14 protein-coding genes are annotated in these 16,950 nt (G+C 35.7%); 6 read left to right on the top strand and 8 right to left on the bottom strand.

Annotated features, from left to right (window positions below):
• Window positions 1-523: 523 nt before the first annotated feature.
• From lpxD to hemN, 6 genes are all read left to right on the top strand, one after another.
• Window positions 524-1,522: a UDP-3-O-(3-hydroxymyristoyl)glucosamine N-acyltransferase gene (gene lpxD, locus ACHRV5_RS05115; RefSeq protein ID WP_395426005.1), complete on the top strand. Its 999-nt coding sequence runs from the start codon at window positions 524-526 to the stop codon at window positions 1,520-1,522.
• 162 nt (window positions 1,523-1,684) lie between these two features.
• Entirely contained in the window at window positions 1,685-3,313 is a 1,629-nt protein-coding gene (locus tag ACHRV5_RS05110) for an acyl-CoA carboxylase subunit beta (RefSeq protein WP_047776134.1), read from the top strand.
• A 121-nt stretch (window positions 3,314-3,434) separates the two neighbouring features.
• On the top strand, window positions 3,435-3,857 hold the full coding sequence (locus tag ACHRV5_RS05105) for a DoxX family protein (protein ID WP_047776135.1): 423 nt from the start codon (window positions 3,435-3,437) through the stop codon (window positions 3,855-3,857).
• Between the two features lie 1,237 nt (window positions 3,858-5,094).
• The gene (locus ACHRV5_RS05100; protein WP_395426004.1) at window positions 5,095-5,442 is read left to right on the top strand and encodes a hypothetical protein; all 348 of its coding nucleotides are present in this window, start codon (window positions 5,095-5,097) and stop codon (window positions 5,440-5,442) included.
• Between the two features lie 109 nt (window positions 5,443-5,551).
• On the top strand, window positions 5,552-6,022 hold the full coding sequence (locus tag ACHRV5_RS05095; RefSeq protein WP_047776139.1) for a hypothetical protein: 471 nt from the start codon (window positions 5,552-5,554) through the stop codon (window positions 6,020-6,022).
• A 126-nt stretch (window positions 6,023-6,148) separates the two neighbouring features.
• Complete coding sequence (gene hemN, locus ACHRV5_RS05090; protein WP_395426003.1) at window positions 6,149-7,513, top strand: oxygen-independent coproporphyrinogen III oxidase; 1,365 nt, start codon at window positions 6,149-6,151, stop codon at window positions 7,511-7,513.
• Between the two features lie 2 nt (window positions 7,514-7,515).
• On the opposite strand, the gene ACHRV5_RS05085 is transcribed toward hemN, so the two are convergent.
• The 8 genes from ACHRV5_RS05085 to ACHRV5_RS05050 form a co-directional block, all read right to left on the bottom strand.
• Complete coding sequence (locus ACHRV5_RS05085; RefSeq protein ID WP_395426002.1) at window positions 7,516-8,217, bottom strand: sulfite exporter TauE/SafE family protein; 702 nt, start codon at window positions 8,215-8,217, stop codon at window positions 7,516-7,518.
• Between the two features lie 11 nt (window positions 8,218-8,228).
• Window positions 8,229-8,678: a FixH family protein gene (locus tag ACHRV5_RS05080; protein ID WP_395426001.1), complete on the bottom strand. Its 450-nt coding sequence runs from the start codon at window positions 8,676-8,678 to the stop codon at window positions 8,229-8,231.
• 463 nt (window positions 8,679-9,141) lie between these two features.
• Complete coding sequence (gene ccoG / locus ACHRV5_RS05075) at window positions 9,142-10,560, bottom strand: cytochrome c oxidase accessory protein CcoG (RefSeq protein ID WP_395426000.1); 1,419 nt, start codon at window positions 10,558-10,560, stop codon at window positions 9,142-9,144.
• Window positions 10,561-10,573: 13 nt separating this feature from the next.
• Window positions 10,574-11,509, bottom strand: a complete 936-nt coding sequence (locus tag ACHRV5_RS05070) for a cbb3-type cytochrome c oxidase N-terminal domain-containing protein (RefSeq protein WP_395425999.1) — start codon at window positions 11,507-11,509, stop codon at window positions 10,574-10,576.
• Between the two features lies 1 nt (window position 11,510).
• Window positions 11,511-11,705 carry a CcoQ/FixQ family Cbb3-type cytochrome c oxidase assembly chaperone gene (locus ACHRV5_RS05065; RefSeq protein WP_395425998.1) on the bottom strand — a complete coding sequence of 65 codons (195 nt, stop codon included), beginning with the start codon at window positions 11,703-11,705 and terminating at the stop codon, window positions 11,511-11,513.
• 5 nt (window positions 11,706-11,710) lie between these two features.
• Window positions 11,711-13,900, bottom strand: a complete 2,190-nt coding sequence (gene ccoN, locus ACHRV5_RS05060) for a cytochrome-c oxidase, cbb3-type subunit I (RefSeq protein ID WP_395425997.1) — start codon at window positions 13,898-13,900, stop codon at window positions 11,711-11,713.
• 2 nt (window positions 13,901-13,902) lie between these two features.
• Complete coding sequence (gene ccoS / locus ACHRV5_RS05055) at window positions 13,903-14,094, bottom strand: cbb3-type cytochrome oxidase assembly protein CcoS (RefSeq protein WP_047776152.1); 192 nt, start codon at window positions 14,092-14,094, stop codon at window positions 13,903-13,905.
• A gap of 114 nt (window positions 14,095-14,208) precedes the next feature.
• Window positions 14,209-16,596, bottom strand: coding sequence for a heavy metal translocating P-type ATPase (locus tag ACHRV5_RS05050; RefSeq protein WP_395425996.1), 2,388 nt, complete (start codon window positions 16,594-16,596; stop codon window positions 14,209-14,211).
• Window positions 16,597-16,950: the final 354 nt, after the last annotated feature.

Here is a 16,950-nt window from a genome sequence, read left to right as displayed (position 1 = left end):
TTTTTATAAATCATACTATTTATACTACTATTTTTTCATACAATCTCGCCATCACTAAAAAAACTTTTTTTCGCCACTGTTTTACGCTTTGCTCTCATTATGAACGAATTACAACAAAAATCAAAATCAAAATTCGGAATGAGTCCAAAAAACCGAAAATTGTAATTTTTCCGATCTCTCTTTTTTCATAAAAAAGAAACAACAAAGCAGATAGTACGGCACAAAACATCAAAAGCAGCTCACAATAAACACATGATAACCAACAAAATAAAACCTCATTCTTCTTTTTATTTTTTACTGAGATTTACATATTTAAACTACAAAATCTGCAGCGGAATCAAAATTTATGCAAACCTAAAAATTGCACAACAATCAAAAAATTAGTAGTTCTAGTATTAAATTTGTAATATTTAAACTATTATTTAGAGAGTAATTTAAAAAACTTAAAAAGAACATTAGGTAATTCGAATCAAATTGATTTTATTTGGCAAAAAATAACCCCTACAATCAATTTAATTCATTCATGAAATCCTATTCAATCCAAGAAATTAACGAAGTCATAAAAGGTGAAATTTATGGCACTACTTCGCAAAGCGTAACTGCAACAGAGCAACTGGAAAAAGCAACAACTACTGAAATTTCTTTCATAGGAAATAAAAAATATGAAAAATTATGGGAAGCTTCAAAAGCCTCAATAGCAGTTGTTAATGAAGATATTTCGATTGAACCTGGAGATAATCGTGCTTTTATAAAAGTAAAAAACGCCGATTTAGCGATGTCTCAAATTCTTGCCCTTTTTGCCCCACCTACTCCAATATTTCACAATCAAATCCACAGAACTGCGGTTATTGACGAAACTGCTATTATTGGTGAAGGAAGTAAAATTGGTGCTGGCTGTTATATTGGTCCAAAAGTAGAAATTGCCGCTAATGTGACCCTCTATCCCAATGTGACTATTTTAGACGAATGTACTATCGGTAAAAACACCGTTATCTGGTCAGGAACCGTAGTGCGCGAGCGTTGCCATATTGGTAGCGATTGTATCATTCATCCAAATGCAACAATTGGAGCTGACGGTTTCGGATTCCGTCCTTGTAAGGAGAAAGGATTAGTCAAAATTCCACAAATCGGAAATGTAATTATCGGAAACGGAGTTGAAATTGGAGCCAATTCCTGTGTGGATCGTGGTAAATTCAGTTCAACCATTCTTGGTGACGGTTGTAAAATTGATAATTTAGTTCAAATCGGACATAACAGTAAATTAGGTAAATTTTGTATTATGGCCGGAAACAGTGGTTTAGCAGGTTCTGTAACCCTTGGTAACGGCGTAATAATTGGTGGTAGCGCCTCTATTAAAGACCACACCACTATCGGTGACGGAGCCATTGTAGGTGCCGGTTCCGGAGTTGTTGGAGATATCCCTGCCGGAAAAACAATGTTGGGCTATCCTGCTGTAGAAGCTCGTGATGCTCTAAAACAATGGGCAATCCTAAAAAGATTGGTTTGCGAATCTAAAAAATAATCGTACGATTTATACCTATATACTAAACAGGAGTTCGCTCCTGTTTTTTTTTGCTCTTTAATTACAAAAAAGAAATCAAATTTCAATTTTAAATCCATAATAGTTTATTTCAATTGATTTTGTAAATTAGCGCAGACTATTTTGTAAAAAAATCAATTTCTTATGGATTTAAACTTCAATAAAAACGAAGATCACAATAAATTACTACTTTCTGAATTAAAACACAGATTTGCTAAAGTCAAATTAGGGGGAGGTGAAAAGCGAATTGCAAAACTTCATGCAGAAGGCAAAATGACAGCCCGCGAACGTATCGATTATTTACTGGATGAAAATGCTAAAAGTATCGAAATCGGAGGATTTGTCGGAGACGGAATGTATGCCGAACATGGAGGTTGTCCTTCCGGTGGTGTGGTTATCAAAATAGGATACATAAGAGGAAAACAATGCATTGTGGTAGCCAATGATGCTACTGTCAAAGCAGGCGCCTGGTTTCCTATTACAGGAAAGAAAAACTTACGCGCTCAGGAAATCGCAATGGAAAACAGATTACCTATTATCTATTTGGTGGATAGTGCCGGTGTTTATTTGCCATTACAAGATGAAATTTTTCCTGATAAAGAACATTTTGGACGTATTTTTAGAAATAACGCTCAAATGAGTAGTATGGGAATTACCCAAATAGCTGCCGTAATGGGCAGTTGTGTAGCCGGTGGTGCTTATCTGCCTATTATGAGTGATGAAGCTTTAATTGTAGACAAAACCGGAAGTATTTTTCTTGCCGGAAGCTACCTGGTAAAAGCGGCCATTGGTGAAACGATCGATAATGAAACTTTGGGTGGCGCAACAACACATTGCGAAATTTCGGGTGTAACCGATTATAAAGCAAAAGATGATGCCGATGCCTTAGATAAAATAAAAAACATCGTAGATAAAATAGGTGATTTTGATAAAGCCGGATACAGTCGTATCAAAGCCGAAAAACCTGCTTTAGAACCAAAAGATATTTACGGAATCCTGCCAAAAGCCAGAAACGAACAATATGACATGATGGAAATCATCAATCGTCTGGTTGACAATTCTGAATTTGAAGCTTATAAGGATGGTTATGGACAGTCTTTGATCACGGGTTATGCCAGAATCGATGGTTGGGCAGTTGGTATTGTAGCCAATCAAAGAAAAGTAGTTAAAACCAAAAAAGGAGAAATGCAATTTGGAGGGGTTATCTACTCTGATAGTGCCGATAAAGCAACCCGTTTTATTGCCAATTGCAACCAGAAAAAAATTCCCCTTGTCTTTTTACAAGATGTGACCGGTTTTATGGTTGGATCAAAATCAGAACATGGCGGAATTATAAAAGACGGCGCGAAAATGGTAAATGCCGTGAGTAATTCAGTAGTTCCGAAATTTACCGTAATTGTGGGTAACTCTTATGGAGCCGGAAATTATGCCATGTGTGGAAAAGCCTATGATCCAAGATTGATTTTTGCCTGGCCAAGTGCAGAACTTGCCGTTATGGGTGGAACTCAGGCCGCAAAAGTATTGGCTCAAATTGAAGCCTCTTCGCTTAAAGCTAAAGGGGAAATTGTAGATGAAGCCAAAGAGACAGAATTGTTCACTAAAATAAAGGCACGTTACGACGAGCAAACGTCTCCATATTACGCTGCTTCGAGATTATGGACAGATGCCATTATTGACCCTTTAGATACCCGTACATGGATTTCTATGGGAATTGAGGCTGCCAATCATGCTCCTATTCAAAAACCATTTAATTTGGGTGTAATTCAGGTATAACTTTTAAGGGATTCTTAAAATACGTTAAATTAAAAGTAAAAAACTTATTTTAAGTCCCTTAAAAATATTTATCTAATTAAAAATTAGTAACTTAGTGTGTAATTTTTAATCAGGTAACATCATGGAAAATGTAAAAAGCTTGAATAAATGGGCTAATTCGCACACTTATTTGCCAGTAGATTTAATACGTATTGTATTGGGCATTTTTTTATTTATGAAAGGAATTTCATTTGTAACCAACGTTCAATATTTGCATGATTTGATTTCACCAATTGACCAATTTGGAGGCGGAATGTTTCTCTTACATTATATTGCGCCAGCCCATATGATTGGGGGAATCATGATTTTCTTTGGATTACTAACCCGTTGGGCAATTGCCGCGCAATTACCCATACTATTTGGAGCTGTTCTCGTAAATTCCATGGGACATATGCACTCTGAAAATCTGACTGTAGCCATAGTCGTTTTATTAGTTTGCATTTTCTTTTTGTTCTATGGAGGCGGAAAACACTCAGCTGATTATTATTTCAAAATGCAAAAATAACCTATAGTTCATTTAGAGAATATTCAAAAAAAATCATTAAAAAGGTATTTTTGAATAGCCGTTGGTTTTAACCAACGGATTAAAAAAGGACAATGATGCAGGCTTTAGCCAAAACTTTACGCTTAAGGTTTTTGGCTAAAGCCTCTTGACACAAACACACACGACCGTTGGTTAAAACCAACGGCTATTCAAATCCGGATTAATTAGTTGCAATGGAAAGGAAAATTTTAATATCAATACTCGGTATTGACAATAAAATAGGCACTCTGAAAATCTGACTGTAGCCATAGTCGTTTTATTAGTTTGTATTTTCTTTTTGTTCTACGGAGGCAGAAAACACTCAGCTGATTATTATTTCAAAATGCAAAAATAACCTATAGTTCATTTAGAGAATATTCAAAAAAATCATTAAAAAGGTATTTTTAAATAGCCGTTGGTTTTAACCAACGGATTTAAAAAGGAAAATGATCCAGGCTTTAGCCAAAACTTTACGCTTAAAGTTTTGGCTAAAGCCCTTTGACACAAACACACACGACCGTTGGTTAAAACCAACGGCTATTCAAATCCGGATTAATTAGTTGCAATGGAAAGGAAAATTTTAGCATCAATACTCGGTATTGACAATAAAATAGGCACTCTGAAAATCTGACTGTAGCCATAGTCGTTTTATTAGTTTGTATTTTCTTTTTGTTCTACGGAGGCGGAAAACACTCGGCTGATTATTATTTCAAAATGCAAAAATAACCTATAGTTCATTTAGAGAATATTCAAAAAAATCATTAAAAAGGTATTTTTGAATAGCCGTTGGTTTTAACCAACGGATTTAAAAAGGACAATAATGCAGGCTTTAGCCAAAACTTTACACTTAAGGTTTTTGGCTAAAGCCTTTTGACGTAAACATATACGACCGTTGGTTAAAACCAACGGCTATTCAAATCCGGATTAATTAGTTGCAATGGAAAGGAAAATTTTAATATCAATACTCGGTATTGACAATAAAATAGGCACTCTGAAAATCTGACTGTAGCCATAGTCGTTTTATTAGTTTGCATTTTCTTTTTGTTCTACGGAGGCGGAAAACACTCGGCTGATTATTATTTCAAAATGCAAAAATAATATTGTTTTATCCTCAATTGTATCACAAAACTGTTGAGGATAAAATAATAACACCTTTTTTTAGCGTTAATTAATTCTTTAAAATTTCTTTAATTGTCTTTTATGAATTAAATTCGCCGCTATGAACGGGATTCGCAGAACCATTATCTTTTTTTCACTTTTAATTATAAGTTTCTTTGCTTGTCAGGGGAATGAAATTACTGTTGAAAAAACTCAAACGGAGAAAAGAGATCCTACGTTCTCAATGGAATCACCTGATTCTTTAGCTTTCATACAACCTCAGGCAAGCTATCAATTTGTTGCAAATATCAAAACCAACTATCCAAACATAGTTAAATGGTTTGACGCTATATTGATGCCCATTCCAAGACATCAGGCCGTAAAATCAGCATCCAATTTTGCTAATCAACATTTAAATCAGAGTAAAAGAATACTACTTCTACTCTATCCTTTCCATCATTTTTGGTAATTAATTTTTGAAATTTCAAACGGAAGAAGTTCGTTCTTCTCCAATCATTAAACGGTTTTCCTTATGAAAGCGGTTTAACTATTTCATTCAATTAAACTTCAAAAACAAAATGGATACAAGTGTAACTATTATTGGTATTGTGATTGCGATCATAGTAGCCATCCCTATATATTTTTCTGCAAGAACAAATGCCGTAAACAAAGCAAAAATTTTAGACATAAAAAAAAGATTCAACCCAAATCACCCACAGGACTTCGATTTAACGGAATCTCAAAACAATAAAACGCTTACTATTGATCAGAAAAACGGGAAATTTATTTTGATGAATTTCAATCCAAATCAACAGGAATCTACCTACGTGGATTTAAAAAACATTTCTTCCTGTAAATTGGTTCCGACTACTGAATCCGGTTCAGATACCATCTTGAAAATCGATTTTGAGTTTCAGGAAAAAGAAACCTCCAAAAAAATTACAATTCCATTCTATGATTTCGATGACGATCGCATCAAACAAATAAGTGCTTATCAAGATCAGCAGTTTGCAAAAAAATGGCTTAAAATCATTCAGGATTCTATTTAATGTTAGTTATTTAATTCACCGAAGAGGCTCAATTGAGCCTCTTTTTTTTGTGCCGGTCGTATGACATTTATCATTTTATATCTTGGCCCCGCTCCTTAATTTTGATAAATCGAAAATCCATTTTTTATGAAAATTTCCCTCACACAGAAATACAATGTTCCCGGTCCAAGATATACCAGTTACCCTACTGTTCCGTATTGGAATGAGTCTGATTTTACAGAACAAAAATGGATAGAGTCGTTTCAAAAAGCTTTTTCAGAAAGTAATACCCAAAACGGAATTAGTTTGTATATCCATCTCCCTTTTTGTGAAAGCATGTGTACTTTTTGCGGTTGCAACAAACGAATCACAAAAAATCATACGGTTGAAGAAACGTATATAAAAGCACTTTTAAAAGAGTGGAGTTTGTATTGCAAACTTTTCACAGAAAAACCACTTATAAAAGAAATACACTTGGGAGGAGGCACGCCCACTTTTTTTTCTGTAAACAATTTAGAACACCTCATCAACGGAATTTTCTCTTTTGCCAATAAAGCAGATCATTACGAATTTAGCTTTGAAGGCCATCCCAACAATACCACTTACGAACAACTTAAAAAATTATATGAATTAGGCTTTCGCAGGGTTAGTTTTGGTGTTCAGGATTATGCAGAAAAAGTGCAGAAAGCAATTCACCGCATTCAACCTTTTCATAACGTAGCCAAAGTATCGTTTTGGGCAAAAGAAATCGGATATACTTCTATTAGCCACGATTTGATCTTTGGATTGCCTTTTCAGAATTTGGAAAACATAATTGATACGGTCGAAAAAACAAATTCTTTAAAACCGGACCGATTGGCTTTTTACAGCTATGCTCACGTGCCGTGGATAAAAGGGAATGGCCAACGTGGTTTTAATGATGAAAACCTCCCAAAAGATGCCGAAAAACGACAACTGTATGAGATTGGAAAACAATTACTTTCTGAAAATGGCTATCACGAAATTGGTATGGATCATTTTGCTTTAAAAACAGATCGTTTGTATAAGGCTTCGCAAAGCAACCAATTACACCGAAACTTTATGGGATATAGCGCTTCTAAAACTCAGCTCATGATTGGGCTGGGCGTTTCTTCTATTAGCGACAGTTGGTACAGTTTTGCTCAAAACACCAAGAATCTGGAAGATTATTACCAATTGTTGGAATGGGATAAATTGCCAGTTGTTAAGGGGCATGTTCTTACTGATGAAGATCTGACAATAAGAAAACATATTTTAAATCTTACCTGTGAATTTGAAACTTCCTGGAATAATAAAACAGGCTATTTTAAAGAACTTCCCGATGTTTTATTTGATTTGAAAGAGATGGAAAGAGATCATTTAATTGTAATCGAAGAACATAAAATAAAAATTACGGAAGCCGGAAAACCATTTGTTCGCAATATTTGTATGGCTTTTGATTTGCATTTAAAAAGAAAGTCACCGGAAACAAACTTGTTTTCGATGACCATTTAAGTTTAATGACAATTGGGCGTTTGCTGTACAAATAAACTCATATTTGATGGTGACAGGTACGGAATTCCGAGCCCCAAACCCCTTAAGATAAACAAAACTCCAATAAGCACCGCTACATACGGAATGACTTTCTGAATTCTGTTTCTAAAAGATACCGTAATTATCGAATTGATGTACACTACAAGGGTCATTAACGGCACTGTACCCAGTCCAAACAAAAGCATATACAAAACTCCTAATCCGGCACTTTGCATGGCCATTGCTCCAAATAAAGCCACATAAACCATTCCGCAAGGCAGGAATCCGTTTAATAAACCGATTAGAAAAAGGGATTTGTAACTCTTGCTTTTAAAATGACTTCCTAAACTTGATTTTATTTTTGAAATGATTTTGTAGACGGGTTTCGAAAAATTATATTTAGAAATTGTTTTCTCCGGAATCAAAACCACAAGTATCATGGCGACACCTATAAAAATGGACATTTTTTGCTGTAATCCTGCTAAAAAGAAAACTCGTCCCAGTAGTCCAAATAGTAATCCTATAGTGGCATAAGCTGTTAATCGTCCTAAATGATAGGTTATAATTTGGGCACTCTTTTTGGCTTCATTGGTACGATCTACAGGCAACATCATCGCAATCGGGCCGCACATTCCTATGCAGTGAAAACTACTGATAAGTCCGAATATAAAAGCTGAATATAACATGTTGCCTGATTTTAGTTTACATAAATCACTTCTTTTAACAAGTATTTTATTCCATTATACTGCCATTCCATATGGACATCCCAGCGTCCTTTGATTAATTTTTTCTGTGGAATTAACAACGCATTATTGGTCAAGGCGATTTCCGTATCAAAATCAAATTTCTTGTTTGATGGTCGATACAATAGTACGTTTCCTTTTATTTTCTCATTTTCAAAACTATTCGGAAAAGCTATTTTTAAACCCTCAGCAGTATAAATCATAGAAGGTTTATTCTTTAGATCATGGGCGTTCTGAATTCTTGCCATCTCGTCCTGAAAATGCGAATCGTGTTTGTAATATTCCTCTACAACCAGGTCGTTATCGTATTTACTATTCGATTGTACTTCAAAAACAAAATATAAAATAAAGGTCATAAATAATCCAAACGCGATTACTATTCCTGTTCCCCAATTGATTTTCATGGTAGTATTATTTTAATTATTTTTTTTCACGCAGATTTTGCAGATTCTGCGGATTTTTTTTGTTTCAATCTGCTTAAATCTGCGTGAGACTTTTTTTGATGATTCTTAACTCAATGACGTTGGACTAAAGTACAATGTCATTGAGTTAAGAGATTTTTTTCACGCAGATTTTGCAGATTCTGCGGATTTTTTTTTGTTTCAATCTGCTTAAATCTGCGTGAGATTTTTTTTGATGATTCTTTACTTCATGGCATTGTGTTTTAGCCTAAAGAATTATGGTATATTTTGGCTAAAGCCATTTAATGTTTAATCTTAACAGCACTCCTACAGCTAAAGCTGTAGGCAATTCATAATGATCCTTTTATAAATCTTTTAATTTTTAATCTTTAATTTTTACAGTATTACAATTCAGAAAACGAGGTATAACTTGTTTCATTTTAGGGATAAGCCCCCCAAACTTGAATTAATTAAAACTTCGTGGTCCCAAAAAATTTGTCGTTGCCGTTTCCAGTAACTGATTTCCGTTATAAATTCCAATTTTGACTTTAGTTTTGTCGCTTTCTAAAAGTGCTTTGTCAATTTCAATAAAAAGAGTTCCTTGCGAAATTCCTTCTTTCAATACTTTAAAATGTTGCTTTCCGACGTTTTTAATTACTCCTTTTTGGTCTATGAGCTCAAAATGGATATCTGGATACTCTTTCATCGTTTTGTTTACAATCTTATAAGTATACACATTACTTATTTTATCGCCTTTGTGCTGAAAAAGCTGTCCAGGAAGCCTCAAAACAATCGCCTGAACATCTGTTCTTAAAAATAACATTCCAACAAAAACACTCAGCAGTATCAATAAAACGGCAGTGTAGCCTTTCATTCTGGCGGTGAATTTAAAAGGTGCTTTTTTCTCAATTTCATCCTCAGAAGCGTATCTGATAAGTCCTTTCGGCAAACCAACCGTTTCCATTATAGTGTCGCATTCGTCAATACAGGCGGTACAATTGGTACATTCTAACTGAGTGCCGTTTCTAATATCAATTCCCATTGGGCAAACATGAACACATTGATGGCAATCAATACAATCTCCTTTTCCTGTGGTCGCTCTGTCTTCTTTTTTATTGAATTTTGCTCTGCCGGTTTCTTTTTCGCCACGAACAAAATCATAGGCCACATTTATTGATTTATTGTCTAAAAGTACTCCTTGCAAACGACCATAAGGGCACGCAATGATACAAACCTGCTCACGAAACCAGACAAAAACAAAATAAAACACCGCTGTAAAAATCAGCAACGCAATAAAGTTACTGGCCTGTTCAAGAGGTCCTTGTTCGATCATTAAAAACAAGGTATCACTCCCTACTAAATACGCCAGAAAGACATTTGCAATTCCAAAAGAGATTAGAAAAAAGACGATCCATTTTAAAACTCTTTTGCGAATTTTTTCGGCATTCCATTCTTGTTTTGACAATCGCAACTGAGCGCCACGATCTCCATCAATCCAATATTCGATCCGACGGAAAACCATCTCGAGAAATATGGTCTGCGGACAAATCCAACCGCAAAAAATCCTTCCGAAGACCACGGTAAACAGAATAATAAAAATGATACCGACCAGCATGGAGATTACAAAAAGATAAAAATCCTGTGGCCAAAATGGAAATCCGAAAATAGTAAACCGACGTTCCAAAACATTGAACATCATAAACTGATTTCCGTTTATTTTTATAAATGGGTTAGCTATTAAAATGGCTAATAACACATAGCTAACCCATTTTCTATACTCATAAAATTTACCCGACGGTTTCTTAGGAAAAATAAACTTCCTTTTACCACCTTCATCAATAGTTCCAATGGTATCTCTAAATGTTTCGTCCGGTAAATTTGACATGGTATTTCTTTTATTATTTAACTTGCGTACTGTCTGCGGCTTTAGCAACCGCTGCTTCTTTTTTGGGAACCGCTTCATCTACCCAAATTTCGCCCTCAGATTCTTTCGGGTCTTTTGGATTGCTACCTTGTAAAGACAAAATATAACTGGCTACTTTTTGAATTTCTTTAGGTTTTAAAGTTCCTTTCCAGGAAATCATTCCTTTTCCGTCACGTCCGCCGTTGGTTATGGTGTGAAATAAATTTTTAATTCCACCGCCCAATATCCACTGATTATCTGTCAGGTTTGGTCCAATTTGGCCACCTCCATCTGCACGGTGGCAAGCGGCACAGTTGGTGGTGAAAATTTCTTTTCCGGCATCCAGACTTGGTGCATCTGTAAGCAGGACAACTGTTTTTTCATCCATTAAATCGGGGGCAGTCTTTAGGTATTCTTCTACATCAATTTTAGCCTGAGCCATCTCCATTTTTAACTCCGTTTCCTGATCGTCACCACCAAACAATTCATATCGGGCGACATATATTACTCCGAAAATGACACAGATATAGAACAAATAGACCCACCAGGGTGGCAAATTATTATCGAGCTCTTTGATTCCGTCATAATCATGATCCATCAATAAGTCACCCTCTTTTTCTATGGGTTGAGTCTCGGTCAATTTTTGCATTAAGTTTTTGTACCAATTGCTTTCTGTCAGCGGCAGACTCTTTTCATATTCTATCTTTGCTTTTTCTTCGGGAGACAATAATTGAAACAGAACTCGATTTACAGCACTTAGCGTAATTTCTATTGCAATTAAAATGAATAAAAAGACCAGTAGAAAGACAGTAACCATCGGATATTTTACAAAAGCGGGCCTATCTCCTGAATCAATAAAATACTCCATCAAACCGAAAACGATAAAGAAAATCACAGGGACTCTTAGATATACGGGGAAAAACTTTTTCATTTTATTTGTCTTTTGATATTATACAAAGTCCTTCATCTAAAGGGATTGCACTCATTTCTCTAATTTTTTCTTTTTTATAGGAGAAAACCCAAAGGGCCAAACCCACAAAGAAGAAAAAAAATATCAGGAGGGAAAGTATCGGGTAAATTTCGATACCCGAGATATTTTCCATGTTGTGTTTAATTTGTTCGAACATAACGCTTAGTTTTTGGCAGTTTCTTTTACTTTAATATCTGTACCCAATCTTTGGATGTAAGCAATCAGCGCTACAATTTCTCTTTCGTTCATAGGAACGAATTTTTCGCCTTTTGCAGCTGCTTTCTTCTTACTGTCTTCGTAACTTTTTACAAAATCAGGATCGCTTTTTAGATTGTTCTCGATCGCTATTGCTTGCGTTCTCAAAGTCTTTTGCGCATTGGCTACATCGGCATCGGTATAAGGAACACCCAGCGAAACCATGGCTTTCATTTTCTTTTCTATTAAAGAAGTATCCATTGGTTTGTTATCAAACAACCATTTGTAACCCGGCATAATTGATCCTGCCGAAGTACTTTGAGGATTCCAAAAGTGATTGAAATGCCAGTTGTCGTTATATTTTCCTCCCACTCTCAACAAATCAGGTCCTGTACGTTTTGACCCCCAAAGAAATGGATGGTCGTAGACAAATTCTCCGGCTTTGGCTTGTGGTCCGTAACGTTCGACTTCACTTCTAAACGGACGAACGGATTGAGAATGACAACCAACACAACCTTCACGAATGTATAAATCACGTCCTTCCAGTTCCAACGGACTATATGGTTTCACACTACTTATCGTAGGTATGTTTGATTTTACCATAATCGTTGGCACAATCTGAATAACTCCTCCGATTAAAATAGCGATCGTAGCTAAAATGGTTAGCTGGATTGGTTTTCTTTCTAGCCAAGAGTGGAATTTTTCTCCACTAAGTCTATTGCTGTTTATTACCTGTAAAGCAGGAGCCTGAGCTAATTCGTCTTCCACTGGTTGACCGGCTCTTACTGTCATGATGATATTATAAACCAAAGTCAGCATACCGATCAAATACAAGGTACCTCCAATGGCTCTCATCCAGTACATTGGCATAATTTGCGTAACGGTTTCCAGGAAATTTCCGTAAGTTAAAGTCCCGTCCGGATTAAATTGTTTCCACATAGAGGCTTGAAGAAAACCGGCTACATACATCGGAACGGTGTACAGGATAATCCCTAAAGTACCAATCCAGAAATGGAAGTTTGCTAATTTATTTGAAAACAAAGTGCTTTTTGTCATTCTTGGAATTAACCAATAAATGATACCAAATGACATAAACCCATTCCATGCTAAAGCTCCAACGTGTACGTGGGCAATAATCCAGTCCGTATAGTGTGCAATAGCATTTACGTTTTTAAACGATAACATTGGCCCTTCAAAGGTTGCCATACCGTATCCTGTAATGGCGACTACAAAGAATTTTAAAACCGGTTCTTCACGAACTTTATCCCATGCTCCTCTTAATGTTAAAAGTCCGTTGATCATACCTCCCCATGATGGGGCAATAAGCATTACAGAGAATGCAACTCCTAAATTTTGTGCCCAGTTTGGTAAAGCAGAGTATAGCAAGTGGTGTGGTCCTGCCCAGATATAGATAAATATTAAAGACCAGAAATGTATAATTGATAAACGATACGAGTAAACGGGTCTGTTGGCTACTTTTGGAACGAAATAGTACATTAATCCTAAAAATGGCGTTGTAAGGAAAAAGGCCACGGCATTATGCCCGTACCACCACTGCACTAAAGCGTCCTGAACACCCGCGTAAACAGAATAACTTTTTAAAGCTGAAACCGGAATTTCGATATTGTTGAAAATATGCAATACGGCAACGGTAACAAATGTGGCCAGATAAAACCAAATGGCTACATACAAATGGCGTTCTCTACGACGCAACATCGTACCAATCATATTAATCCCCATTACGACCCAAATAAGCGCAATAGCAATATCAATTGGCCATTCGAGCTCTGCATATTCTTTTGAAGAAGTATAGCCTAACGGCAGCGTAATTGCAGCGGCAACGATAATAAGCTGCCATCCCCAGAAATGAAGATTACTTAAAAAGTCGCTAAACATTCTGGCTTTCAACAATCGTTGCAGCGAATAATACATCCCAGCAAAAAAGGCGTTACCTACAAAGGCAAAAATAACCGCATTGGTGTGCAAAGGTCTTAATCTCCCGTAACTCAGCCACGGAATCCCGTCGGTTATATTGGGAAAGAGGTACATAACCGCTAAGGTCAGTCCTACTAACATCCCTACGACTCCAAAAAGGATCGTAGCGTAAATGAACTTCTTTACAATTTTGTTGTCGTAATAAAACTGTTCCATTTCCATAATTATACTTGTTTTTCTTCTGTATTTGATTTATTCTTTTTGGGGGTAATATTGGTCTCATCGTCAAAAAGCATTCTGACCGAGGGGGTATAATCATCGTCGTATTGTCCGGATTTGACAGCAACGATAAAAGCAATAAAGAATCCAATTGCTACGAAAATACTTACTGTAATTAGCAGATAAATGACACTCATACTCTAAATTTTATGTTACCAAAATTATTGTGTAACGAGCGTATAAAAAATGATATTTATCATGGTAAGGGAGGAATGTTGACTTTATAAAAATACCTTCCGTATATTTTTAGTTTACCGTAGATTCCTAGCACTAAAATAGTTAGTAGTAAAAGTTACAAATCCAACTATAGTAATCGTACTTAAAGGCATAATTATAGCCGCCACTAAAGGAAGGAGATTGCCTGTAACAGCAAAAGATAAACCAACAATATTATACAGTAAGGATAAAGCAAAACTCATCTTGATAATAAGAATTGATTTTTTCGAAAGTTTTAAAAAATAACCTAAGCGGGCAAACTCCGATGCATCTAAAATGGCATCGCAGGCGGGGGAAAAAACATTCACATTCTCTGAGATTGAAACTCCGATATTACTTTGCACCAAAGCACCTGCATCATTCAAACCATCTCCGACCATCATCACGTTTTGTCCTTTTTCCTGCAGTTGTTTAATGAATTCTAATTTCTGCTCGGGTTTTTGATTAAAAACCAATTCTGTATTTTCCGGCAGGATTACTTCTAAATTGGCTCTTTCACCATCATTGTCACCCGAAAGTACTTTTATCTGATACTTTTTGCTTAATGCTAAAAACAATTTTTCTAAACCCTCCCGATATTGATTTTGAAATGTAAATCTGCCATAATAAATACCGTCAATTTCGATATGAAGCGAAGTTTTCCCAGCCTGCGTCTCTTCGGAAACAGGAGCATCCAGAAATACTGCTGAACCTATCCTTACTGTTTTATTAGCAACTGAGGCCTGAATTCCTTTTCCGGTTATTTCGCAGAAATCATCGATTTTAGTTTTTTTATTTTCAGGTAAAAAGTCATACAACATTCGGCATAACGGGTGATTTGATGCACGAAGTACATTTTTTATAAGTGCATTATTTTCTTCTGAAATTGGCTTCCCGTCATACTTGATATTTGCCTTTTTACTGGTGGTGATCGTCCCCGTTTTATCAAAAACTATAGTATCTACTTTTGCCAGCTGCTCAATTACCAGCGCATTTTTAAGATAGAATTTTTGTTTTCCTAAAATCCTGAGGATGTTCCCAAAAGTAAAAGGCGCTGTCAGTGCGAGGGCGCAAGGACATGCTACGATAAGCACCGCCGTAAAGACATTAAAAGCAATGTTTGCATCAATAGCAATCCAATATCCAAAACCTGCAAACGCAATTAATAACAACAGAGGCGTAAAATAACGACTAATCGTATCCGTAATGGTTTTATGTTGCTGAAGTACCTTTTTCTGAAAAATCTCATTGCTCCATAATTGTGTCAGGTAACTTTGTGAAACCGAATGCAAAACTTCCATTTCGATGACCTTCCCAATTTGTTTTCCTCCGGCAAAAACTTTATCCCCTGATTTTTTGGTAATCGGAATGGCTTCACCGGTAACAAAACTATAATCGATCTCTGCTTTTTCACTAATCAAAATACCATCAACGGGGATCAATTCCTGATTTCTGATTATTAATCTATTGCCTTCTACTATATCATAAACCGGAACACTTTCTTCAGATCCGTCAGCATCAATTCGGGTGACGGCGATCGGAAAATAGGATTTAAAATCTCTTTCAAAACTTAAAAAACTGTAGGTTTTAATCTGAAACATTTTCCCCAGGAGCATAAAGAAAACGAGCCCCGTTAAACTATCAAAGAAACCTGAACCATAATCCATTACAATATCAAAAGTACTTCGGATGAACATTACAATAATACCCAGGGCTATTGGAATATCAATATTTAACATTCCGGCCCTTATACTTTTATAAGCCGAAACGTAATAACCACTTGCTGAATATAAAAAACTGGGCAATGATAAAATCAAAATCAAAACCCTGAAAAATGGTTTGTAATTGTCTAACCAAAATTCCTTTATTTCGAAATATTCCGGAAATGACAGTAACATAATGTTTCCAAAACAAAAGAAAGCGACCCCTAATTTATAAGTAAGACTACGATCTACATTATTTTTTCCGGTTTCATAATTTTCTAAACTTATATAAGGTTCATATCCTATTGAACTTAACAGGTAAACGATAGTTTTAAGAGAAACGAGTTCAGAATTAAAGGTAATTCGAACTTTCTTGTCCGGAAAATTAACTTGCGAGTTACTGATTCCGGGTTGCATCCTATTGAGGTTTTCCAGAATCCAAATACACGAACTACAATGTATATGCGGAATACTTAAGGATACAATAGCGGTATTCCCTTCCTGAAATTCTAATAGTTTAGACAGTATGGCTTCATTTTCCAGGAAATCATATTTGCCGTGAATATCTTGCGGTGTAGCTCCTGGTGCTTTTTCAAAATCATAATAAGAGGTTAGATTATGAACGCTGAAAATTTCGTAAACTGTTTTGCAGCCTTTGCAACAAAACTTTTTTTCATCAAAATTGATCTCTTCGTCTTTAGAAATGGTTAATCCGCAATGAAAACATCCTTGCTCGCTCATAATTTGTTATTTTAACTTATGCAAAGTTTATAAATCACAAAAGACTTTAACTATGATATTTATCATTCGCAGGTATCGGATAATTACAAACCCGCAGTGCATTTAGAAAACCAACTAAAAAAGCGCATATAGCAAATCAGGAGAATTTTTAATTACATATACTATCTATAACTTCTAAAATTAGCACTTCCCACTGCAAAATAATCAATCCGGATTTGAATTGCCGTTGGTTTCAACCAACGGTACTGTAGGTCCGAGTTCGGAGGCTTTAGCCAAAATTTTACTCTTTAATTTTTTTGCTAAAGCCTAATGTCATTCAAATTAAAATGTTTTTTCACGCAGATTTTGCAGATT

This window comes from Flavobacterium sp. FlaQc-52 (assembly GCF_044007495.1).
GTDB lineage: Bacteria > Bacteroidota > Bacteroidia > Flavobacteriales > Flavobacteriaceae > Flavobacterium > Flavobacterium cupriresistens.
The sequence above is the reverse complement of the archived record's forward strand: the minus strand, read 5'-3'. Positions and strand labels throughout refer to the sequence as shown.

What these genes read in the sequence shown, in the direction of transcription:
- lpxD (WP_395426005.1), top strand. Translation starts at nt 524, where the DNA reads ATGAAATCCTATTCAATCCAAGAAATTAACGAAGTCATAAAAGGTGAA.
- ACHRV5_RS05110 (WP_047776134.1), top strand. Translation starts at nt 1,685, where the DNA reads ATGGATTTAAACTTCAATAAAAACGAAGATCACAATAAATTACTACTT.
- ACHRV5_RS05105 (WP_047776135.1), top strand. Translation starts at nt 3,435, where the DNA reads ATGGAAAATGTAAAAAGCTTGAATAAATGGGCTAATTCGCACACTTAT.
- ACHRV5_RS05100 (WP_395426004.1), top strand. Translation starts at nt 5,095, where the DNA reads ATGAACGGGATTCGCAGAACCATTATCTTTTTTTCACTTTTAATTATA.
- ACHRV5_RS05095 (WP_047776139.1), top strand. Translation starts at nt 5,552, where the DNA reads ATGGATACAAGTGTAACTATTATTGGTATTGTGATTGCGATCATAGTA.
- hemN (WP_395426003.1), top strand. Translation starts at nt 6,149, where the DNA reads ATGAAAATTTCCCTCACACAGAAATACAATGTTCCCGGTCCAAGATAT.
- ACHRV5_RS05085 (WP_395426002.1), bottom strand. Translation starts at nt 8,217, where the DNA reads ATGTTATATTCAGCTTTTATATTCGGACTTATCAGTAGTTTTCACTGC.
- ACHRV5_RS05080 (WP_395426001.1), bottom strand. Translation starts at nt 8,678, where the DNA reads ATGAAAATCAATTGGGGAACAGGAATAGTAATCGCGTTTGGATTATTT.
- ccoG (WP_395426000.1), bottom strand. Translation starts at nt 10,560, where the DNA reads ATGTCAAATTTACCGGACGAAACATTTAGAGATACCATTGGAACTATT.
- ACHRV5_RS05070 (WP_395425999.1), bottom strand. Translation starts at nt 11,509, where the DNA reads ATGAAAAAGTTTTTCCCCGTATATCTAAGAGTCCCTGTGATTTTCTTT.
- ACHRV5_RS05065 (WP_395425998.1), bottom strand. Translation starts at nt 11,705, where the DNA reads ATGTTCGAACAAATTAAACACAACATGGAAAATATCTCGGGTATCGAA.
- ccoN (WP_395425997.1), bottom strand. Translation starts at nt 13,900, where the DNA reads ATGGAAATGGAACAGTTTTATTACGACAACAAAATTGTAAAGAAGTTC.
- ccoS (WP_047776152.1), bottom strand. Translation starts at nt 14,094, where the DNA reads ATGAGTGTCATTTATCTGCTAATTACAGTAAGTATTTTCGTAGCAATT.
- ACHRV5_RS05050 (WP_395425996.1), bottom strand. Translation starts at nt 16,596, where the DNA reads ATGAGCGAGCAAGGATGTTTTCATTGCGGATTAACCATTTCTAAAGAC.